General features: G+C 67.8%; 5 protein-coding genes. 3 read left to right on the top strand and 2 right to left on the bottom strand.

Annotated features, from left to right (window positions below; genetic code table 11):
* Nucleotides 1-36: 36 nt before the first annotated feature.
* Nucleotides 37-2,727, bottom strand: coding sequence for a transglycosylase domain-containing protein (locus P3G67_RS17355; protein ID WP_276094277.1), 2,691 nt, complete (start codon nt 2,725-2,727; stop codon nt 37-39).
* 403 nt (nt 2,728-3,130) lie between these two features.
* On the opposite strand from P3G67_RS17355, the gene P3G67_RS17350 reads away from it, so the two are divergent.
* The 3 genes from P3G67_RS17350 (at nt 3,131) to P3G67_RS17340 (ending at nt 6,333) form a co-directional block, all read left to right on the top strand.
* Nucleotides 3,131-3,754 carry a PadR family transcriptional regulator gene (locus tag P3G67_RS17350; RefSeq protein WP_276094276.1) on the top strand — a complete coding sequence of 208 codons (624 nt, stop codon included), beginning with the start codon at nt 3,131-3,133 and terminating at the stop codon, nt 3,752-3,754.
* Nucleotides 3,755-3,804: 50 nt separating this feature from the next.
* Entirely contained in the window at nt 3,805-4,887 is a 1,083-nt protein-coding gene (locus tag P3G67_RS17345; protein ID WP_269855411.1) for an inositol-3-phosphate synthase, read from the top strand.
* Between the two features lie 174 nt (nt 4,888-5,061).
* Nucleotides 5,062-6,333 (top strand): MFS transporter, encoded by a 1,272-nt coding sequence (locus P3G67_RS17340; RefSeq protein WP_276094275.1) that lies wholly within the window; start codon nt 5,062-5,064, stop codon nt 6,331-6,333.
* Between the two features lie 129 nt (nt 6,334-6,462).
* Here P3G67_RS17340 and P3G67_RS17335 read toward each other — a convergent pair whose 3' ends face one another.
* Nucleotides 6,463-7,941, bottom strand: coding sequence for a CCA tRNA nucleotidyltransferase (locus P3G67_RS17335; RefSeq protein WP_276094274.1), 1,479 nt, complete (start codon nt 7,939-7,941; stop codon nt 6,463-6,465).
* Nucleotides 7,942-8,006 lie beyond the last annotated feature (65 nt).

The following is an 8,006-nucleotide window of genomic DNA, read 5'->3' as shown; positions in this document are numbered from 1 at the left end:
ACGGCCGTGTTGTCGGCGTACGCCGGTTAGTGGTGGCTAGCCGTTGGGCCCGCCGAACAGAGCACCGTTGCTGGTGCCCTTGCTGGTGCCCCCCGTACCGGGGCCTCCGGTACCGCCGGGACCACCTCCTGGACCACCGCCGGGGCCGCCACCGGGACCGCCTCCAGGGCCGCCACCGGGACCGCCACCGGACGTCGTACCGCCCGGCTGGCAGTTCAGCAGATCGGCACAGCTCTGGGACGGCGACGGACTGATCGACGGCGAGGGGGAGTGCGAGGGCGGTGCGGACGGCTTGGTGCTCGGCGAGCTGGACGGCGACGTCGACGGCGTCGCGCTCGGGGACGGGCTCGCGCCGTCACCGTAGACCACCGAGCCGATGGGCTGCGGGGTCTCGAAGTTCTCGTTCGGCAGCCCGGCGAGCGCCGCCTTCATGTACTCGGTCCAGATCTCGGTGGGGAAGGACGCACCGTAGATCTTCTGCAGACCGCCCACGCCGTACATCTTCAGGAACGTGGGGTTCTTGGACTGGTCGTCCATCCGGTACATGCCGATCGAGGTCGACAGCTGCGGGGTGTAGCCGGTGAACCACGCGGACTTGTTGTCGTCGGTGGTACCGGTCTTACCGGCGGCGTACCGGCCGAGCGCCTTGGCGGCGGTACCGGTGCCCTCCTGGACGACGCCCTGGAGCACGTCGGTGACGTTGTCGGCGACCGCCGGGTCGAAGGCCTTCTTGGTCTTGACCTCGTGCTGGAACTGAACGCCCTTGGAGTCCAGCACCTTGGTCACCGAGTAGGGCTCGGCCTGCAGACCGCTCTTGGCGAAGGTCGCGTACGCGTCCGCCATCCGGATCGCGCTGGGCGAGGAGGTACCGATGGAGAACGACGGGCCGTTGGTGCTGGCCAGGCTGTCCGAGGTCACACCCGCGTCCAGGGCCGCCTGCTTGACCTTGTCCAGGCCCACGTCCATGCCGAGCTGGACGTAGGTGGAGTTGACCGACTGCTCCATCGCGCTCTTGAGGTCGATGGACTTGAACGACTCGTTGTCGTCGTTCTGCTGCAGCCACTCGTTGCCGTCCTTGTCCTGCCAGACGGAACCGTCGTAGTTGAGCACCTTCCACTTGTTGACGCCGGTGTACATGCTCTTCGGCGACACCGGGGTGCGCATGGAGTCCGGCTGGTCCGGGGGGCCGCTGGGCTTGCGCACGCCGTCCCGCATCGCCGCCGCCAGCACGAACGGCTTGAAGGTCGAACCGACCTGGGCACCGGTGTAGTCGGCGTTGTCGGTGAAGTGCTTGAGGTAGTCCTCACCGCCGTAGATCGCCTTGATGGCGCCGTCGCCCGGCACCACGGAAGCACCGCCGAACTGGACGTACTTGTCGGTGTCCGGACGCAGGTCCGGCCGGATGTTCTTGTCGCGGACGTCAGCGACGGCGCGCTGCAGCGCCGTCATGTACTTCTTGTCGAAGGTCGTGTAGATCTGGTAGCCGCCCTTGGCCAGCTTGTCCTGGGTGATGCTGGTGTTGTTGAAGATGTACTTGTCCGCGAGGTCCGTCAGATAGCCGATCTGGCCCGCCTTGTCGGTGGACCGCTTGGGCTGCTGCGGCATCGGGAAGTTCTGGTACTGCTGGCGCTCCTGCTGGGACATGTCGCCGGTCTTGACCTCGCGGTCGAGCACCTCGCCCCAACGCTGCTTGGCGCGTGCGGTGTTCTGCTGCGGAGAGGCGAGATCGCCGACGCCGCCCGCCGGGTCGTACAGGTTCGGGCCGTTGAGCACGGCGGCCAGGAAGGCGGCCTGGTCCGGCTTGAGCGCGCTGGCGTTGACGCCGTAGTACGCCTGTGAGGCGGCCTGGATGCCGTAGGCGCCGCGACCGTAGTAGGCGGTGTTGAGGTAGCCGGCGAGGATGTCCGGCTTCTTCACCTTGATGCCCACCTTGATCGAGATCATCAGCTCCTTGAGCTTGCGGGTGACGGTCTGCGACTGGTCCAGGTAGGTGTTCTTCACGTACTGCTGGGTGATGGTCGAGCCACTCTGGGTCTCGCCGCCCCTGGCCATGTTCAGCATCGCGCGCAGGATGCCCTGGGGGTCCACACCGTGGTCGGTGTAGAACGAGGCGTTCTCCATCGAGATCACGGCGTTCTGCATCGACTTGGAGATCTGGTCCAGCGGGACGATCTGCCGGTTGAGGTCACCTCCGCCGGAGACCACCATGCGTGAGCCGTCGGACCAGTAGTAGACGTTCTTCTGCGTCTTGGAGGCGGCACTCGGGTCCGGCACGCCGACCATCGCGTAGGCGACTCCGATGAGGCCGACCAGCGTGCCGAGGAAGACGAAGCTGATCGCCGTGATCTGTTTGAAGGACGGCATCCAGCGGCGCCAGCCGCTCTTGCCCCAGCGCGGGTAGTCGATGAAGCGCTTCGGCCGTTCGCCTCCGGGGCCCCCGGTGCCCCGGCGCCCGCCGCCGGGTCCTCCTGTGCCGCCGCCCGCCCCTGCGGCCCGGCGGCGGCCACCGCTCTGCGCCGCCCGCCGGGCCTCCGCACGGCTGGCGTAAGGCTGCCCCGCGGGGTCGTCGGGGCGGCGTCCGGCGGCGGGTCCTCTCGCGCCCGAGGCGTCGCGTGGTGGCGTGGCCCGCCGTCCTGGGGAGGCGGGCGGGGGCGGCTGGGCCCCGCGCCGGGGCGTGGATCGCCCGCCACCGTTCGGCTGCGGCGGCTTTCGGCGGTGCTCGCTCATGGTTCCAGCTACTCCTCGGCCAGGCGGTGTCGCCTGAAGGTCGCAGTTGACTTCCGGTCCCCCCGGATCGCGGCCCCGCCGGGCCACACGGCACCCAGGACCATGACGCCTCCCGGCGCCACAAGGTTCCCGTTGGTTTGCATGGCGAACAGAGTACGCACCGTCAAAGGGCGAACTACCCCAACGTTCGCCACATAACGGACAGTTGACAGCCCGCGAACCTTCTTACGAGCACCAGATGTGATGCCGCTCACCATGCCATGTCTTGCGAGATCCACAGGGCCGTTCTATCGTCGCGATGTATCGACTCGATACATCAAAACGAGATAAAGAAGATCCCGACAGCACGGGCGACAGGTAGGGACAGGACTACCACGGCTATCCATGAGCCAGGGAGGCGAAGATGAGCAGGCGTTCCGGCGTCCTCGAATTCGCGGTCCTGGGCCTGCTCCGGGAGTCGCCGATGCACGGTTACGAGCTGCGCAAGCGGCTCAACACCTCGCTTGGAGTCTTCCGTGCCTTCAGCTACGGCACCCTCTACCCGTGCCTGAAGACACTGGTCGCTCAGGGATGGCTGGCCGAGGAGACGACCTCTGATGACCCGCTCGCCGCGCCACTTGCGGGGCGACGGGCGAAGATTGTCTATCGGCTGACCTCCGCTGGGAAGGAGCACTTCGAGGATCTGCTGGCCCAGAGCGGGCCGGACGCCTGGGAGGACGAGCAGTTCGGTGTGCGCTTCGCCTTCTTCGGCCACACCGAACGGGACGTACGGATGCGGGTCCTCGAAGGGCGCCGCAGCCGCCTGGAGGAGCGGCTGGAGAAGATGCGAGCCTCACTGGCCCGCACACGTGAGCGGCTCGACGACTACACCCTTGAGCTGCAACGGCACGGCATGGAGTCGGTGGAGCGCGAGGTCCGCTGGCTCAACGAGCTGATCGAGACAGAGCGGGCGGGCCGAGGCCGCGCCAAGGGCCGCCCCGCCGACCAAGGTCGCGACGATACGAATCCGACCGACAACACCAAATGAGGCCCCGCACACGTAGGGCCGAGTAATCGAGTACACAGGGAGCAACCGGAATGGGTTCGGTTCGCGTAGCCATTGTCGGCGTGGGCAACTGCGCCGCGTCGCTGGTGCAGGGCGTCGAGTACTACAAGGACGCCGACCCGGACAGCCGCGTGCCCGGCCTTATGCACGTGCAGTTCGGTGACTACCACGTCCGTGACGTGGAGTTCGTGGCCGCCTTCGACGTCGACGCCAAGAAGGTCGGTCTCGACCTCGCGGACGCCATCGGCGCCAGCGAGAACAACACCATCAAGATCTGCGACGTCCCGCAGACCGGTGTCACGGTCCAGCGCGGCCACACCCTCGACGGTCTCGGCAAGTACTACCGGCAGACCATCGAGGAGTCGCCGGAGGCCCCGGTCGACGTGGTGCAGGTCCTCAAGGACAAGCAGGTCGACGTTCTGGTCTGCTACCTGCCGGTCGGCTCCGAGGACGCCGCCAAGTTCTACGCCCAGTGCGCCATCGACGCCAAGGTCGCGTTCGTCAACGCGCTGCCGGTCTTCATCGCCGGTACGAAGGAGTGGGCGGACAAGTTCACCGAGGCGGGTGTGCCGATCGTCGGCGACGACATCAAGTCGCAGGTGGGCGCCACCATCACGCACCGCGTGATGGCGAAGCTGTTCGAGGACCGCGGCGTCATCCTGGACCGCACGATGCAGCTCAACGTCGGCGGCAACATGGACTTCAAGAACATGCTCGAGCGTGAGCGCCTGGAGTCCAAGAAGATCTCCAAGACCCAGGCCGTCACCTCCCAGATCCCGGATCGCGACCTGGGCGAGAAGAACGTCCACATCGGCCCGTCCGACTACGTGGCCTGGCTGGATGACCGCAAGTGGGCGTACGTCCGTCTCGAAGGCCGTGCCTTCGGCGACGTCCCGCTGAACCTGGAGTACAAGCTGGAGGTCTGGGACTCCCCGAACTCCGCGGGTGTCATCATCGACGCGCTGCGCGCCGCGAAGATCGCCAAGGACCGCGGCATCGGCGGCCCCATCCTCTCCGCGTCCTCGTACTTCATGAAGTCCCCGCCGGTTCAGTACTTCGACGACGAGGCCCGCAACAACGTCGAGAAGTTCATCAAGGGCGAGGTCGAGCGCTAGCGAGACACAGCGCCGTGCGCTAGCGAGAACAGCGCCGCGCGCTAGCGAGAACAGCGCCGCGCGCTGCGGATGTGGCGCCGTGTGCTAAAGCGCCGGCAACGCATCGGCAACGTCTTGATCGCGGGCCCCCGGAGAATCCGTCCGGGGGCCTCGCGCTTGTGTGAGGCTGTCGGCATGGCCGTCGTACGGGATCTTCGCGTGCTGCTGCGGTTTCTCGATTTCCGGCGGCTGCTGGTGGTACGGCTGCTCTCGCAGCTGTCCGACGGCGTGTACCAGGTCGCGCTCGCCGCCTACGTGGTGTTCACCCCGGAAAGGCAGGCGTCGCCCGCGGCCATCGCCGCGGCGATGGCGGTGCTGCTGCTGCCGTACTCCCTGCTCGGGCCGTTCACCGGCGTCCTGCTCGACCGCTGGCGCAGGCGGCAGGTACTGCTCTACGGCAACCTGCTGCGCGCCGTGCTCGCGGCGGGCACGGCGGCGCTGATCGTCACCCATGTGCCGGACTGGGTCTTCTACCTTTCCGCGCTGTCCGTCACCGCCGTCAACCGCTTCGTCCTGGCTGGGCTGTCGGCGGCCCTGCCACGGGTGGTGGACCACGAACGGCTGGTAGTGGCCAACTCGGTCTCCCCTACGGCGGGAACGATCGCCGCCACCGCGGGCGGCGGGGCCGCCTTCGTCGTGCACCTGTGGATGGCGGCGGGCATCGGGGCTGATGCCGTGGTCGTGGTTCTGGCGGCGCTGCTCTACTTGTGCGCCGGGCTGTCCGCCCGCACGATGGGCGCCGACCGACTCGGGCCCGACCCTCATCTGCTCCAGCCACGGATAGCCGCCGCCGTGACCAGCACGGTGCGCGGCCTGATCGAGGGGCTACGGCACCTGGCGAAGCGCCGCCAGGCGGCCTACGCGATGGGGGCCATGGCTGTGCTGCGCTTCTGCTACGGGGCGCTGACCGTGACCCTGCTGATGCTCTGCCGGTACTCCTGGACGGCCCCCTCGGACACTTCCGGGGGACTGGCGCTGCTCGGGCTCGCGGTCGGAGTCTCCGGTGCCGGCTTCTTCGTGGCGGCGGTCGTCACGCCCTGGGGCACCGGGCGGTTCGGCCTCGCCGGCTGGATCACGGTCTGCGCCGCTGCCGCCACGGTGTTGGAGCCCGCGCTCGGTCTGCCGTTCAGCCCGGCGCCGATGCTGGTCGCGGCGTTCCTGTTGGGGATCACCACGCAGGGCGCGAAGATCGCCACCGACACCGTCGTGCAGTCCTCCGTGGATGACGCCTACCGCGGCCGTGTCTTCTCGCTCTACGACGTCTTCTTCAACGTCGCCTTCGTCGGCTCGGCCGCGATCGCCGCGCTGATGCTCCCGCCTGATGGCCGCTCACCACTGCTGCTGATCCTGATCGCCATGCTCTACGGCGCCACCGCCGCCGGAACAGCCCTGCTACGCCACCGGTGAGGCGTTCGGCGATGTTTCACGTGAAACACGACGGCGGTCCGGCGCGGCGTTTCACGTGAAACATGGCGTCGCGGGACACCGCGTTTCACGTGAAACATCGCACCGGACCGCCGAGGGCCCGTGTCGTGGCTACTGCTGCCCGGCCCACCACTCCTTGAGTGCCGCCACCGCGTCGTCATAGGCCATCGGCCCGTTCTCCAACCGCAGTTCGAGCAGGTGCTTGTACGCCTTGCCGACCACCGGGCCCGCCGGAACCCCCAGGATCTCCATGATCTGGTTGCCGTTGAGGTCCGGCCGGATGGAGTCGAGCTCCTCCTGCTCCTTCAGCTGGGCGATGCGCTCCTCCAGGGAGTCGTACGTCCGCGCCAGCGCCGCGGCCTTCTTCTTGTTTCGGGTCGTGCAGTCCGAACGAGTCAGCTTGTGCAGCCGGTCCAGCAGCGGCCCGCCGTCCCGGACGTACCGCCGCACCGCCGAGTCAGTCCACTCGCCACTGCCGTAGCCGTGGAACCGCAGGTGCAGCTCGACCAGCCTCGCGATGTCCTTGACGACGTCATTCGGGTATTTCAGCTTGGTCAGCCGGGATTTGACCATCTTCGCCCCCACCACCTCGTGGTGGTGGAAGGAGACCCGACCGTCCGGCTCGAACCGCCGCGTCTTGGGCTTGCCGATGTCGTGCAGCAGCGCCGCAAGCCGCAGCACGAGGTCGGGGCCGTCCGTCTCCAGGGCCATCGCCTGCTCCAGCACCGTCAGGCTGTGCTCGTAGACGTCCTTGTGCCGGAAGTGCTCGTCGCGCTCCAGCCGCAGCGCGGGCAGCTCGGGAATCACCCGCTGTGCCAGACCGGTCTCCACCAACAGCCGAAGGCCCTCGCGGGGGTGATCACTGAGGATGAGCTTGTTCAGCTCGTCACGTACCCGCTCCGCCGACACGATCTCGATGCGGTCGGCCATCTCCTTCATCGCGGTGACCACCTCTGGCGCCACGGTGAAGTCCAGCTGCGCGGCAAAGCGCGCGGCGCGCATCATCCGCAGCGGATCGTCCGAGAAGGACTCCTCCGGAGTGCCCGGCGTCCGCAGGACCCGCTGGGCCAGGTCCTCAAGACCGTTGTACGGGTCGACGAACTCGATGCCCGGCAGCGCGACCGCCATCGCGTTCACCGTGAAGTCCCGTCGCACCAGGTCCTGCTCGATGGTGTGGCCGTACGAGACCTCGGGCTTGCGCGAGTCCCGGTCGTAGGCCTCGGACCGGTACGTCGTCACCTCGATCTGGAAGACATTGCCTTCGGCGTCCGTCTTGCGGCACCCCACGGTGCCGAAGGCGATGCCGACCTCCCAAACCGCGTCCGCCCAGCCGCGCACGATCTTCAGCACCTGCTCGGGCCGAGCGTCGGTGGTGAAGTCCAGGTCGTTGCCGAGCCGACCCAGCAGAGCGTCCCGGACCGAACCGCCGACCAGGGCGAGCTTGAACCCCGCCTCCTGGAAACGCCGCCCGAGGTCGTCGGCGACCGGCGATACCCGCAGCAGTTCAGCCACGGCGCGACGTTGCGCCTGACTCAGCGCACTGGCTTCCGCGGACGTCGGGGATTGAGAGACATTGTTGGCGTTCGGCACAACAGAACAGAATACGTGGCCGCGGAGGGCGCGGTCTCCAGGATTATCGGCCCTCCCGGTGATCT

Origin of the sequence: Streptomyces silvisoli (assembly GCF_029269905.1) — a bacterium.
GTDB lineage: Bacteria > Actinomycetota > Actinomycetes > Streptomycetales > Streptomycetaceae > Streptantibioticus_A > Streptantibioticus_A silvisoli_A.
The sequence above is the reverse complement of the archived record's forward strand: the minus strand, read 5'-3'. Positions and strand labels throughout refer to the sequence as shown.

Bases quoted from the DNA above. Each gene is read 5' to 3' on its own strand.
- P3G67_RS17355 (WP_276094277.1), bottom strand. From the start codon at position 2,727: ATGAGCGAGCACCGCCGAAAGCCGCCGCAGCCGAACGGTGGCGGGCGA.
- P3G67_RS17350 (WP_276094276.1), top strand. From the start codon at position 3,131: ATGAGCAGGCGTTCCGGCGTCCTCGAATTCGCGGTCCTGGGCCTGCTC.
- P3G67_RS17345 (WP_269855411.1), top strand. From the start codon at position 3,805: ATGGGTTCGGTTCGCGTAGCCATTGTCGGCGTGGGCAACTGCGCCGCG.
- P3G67_RS17340 (WP_276094275.1), top strand. From the start codon at position 5,062: ATGGCCGTCGTACGGGATCTTCGCGTGCTGCTGCGGTTTCTCGATTTC.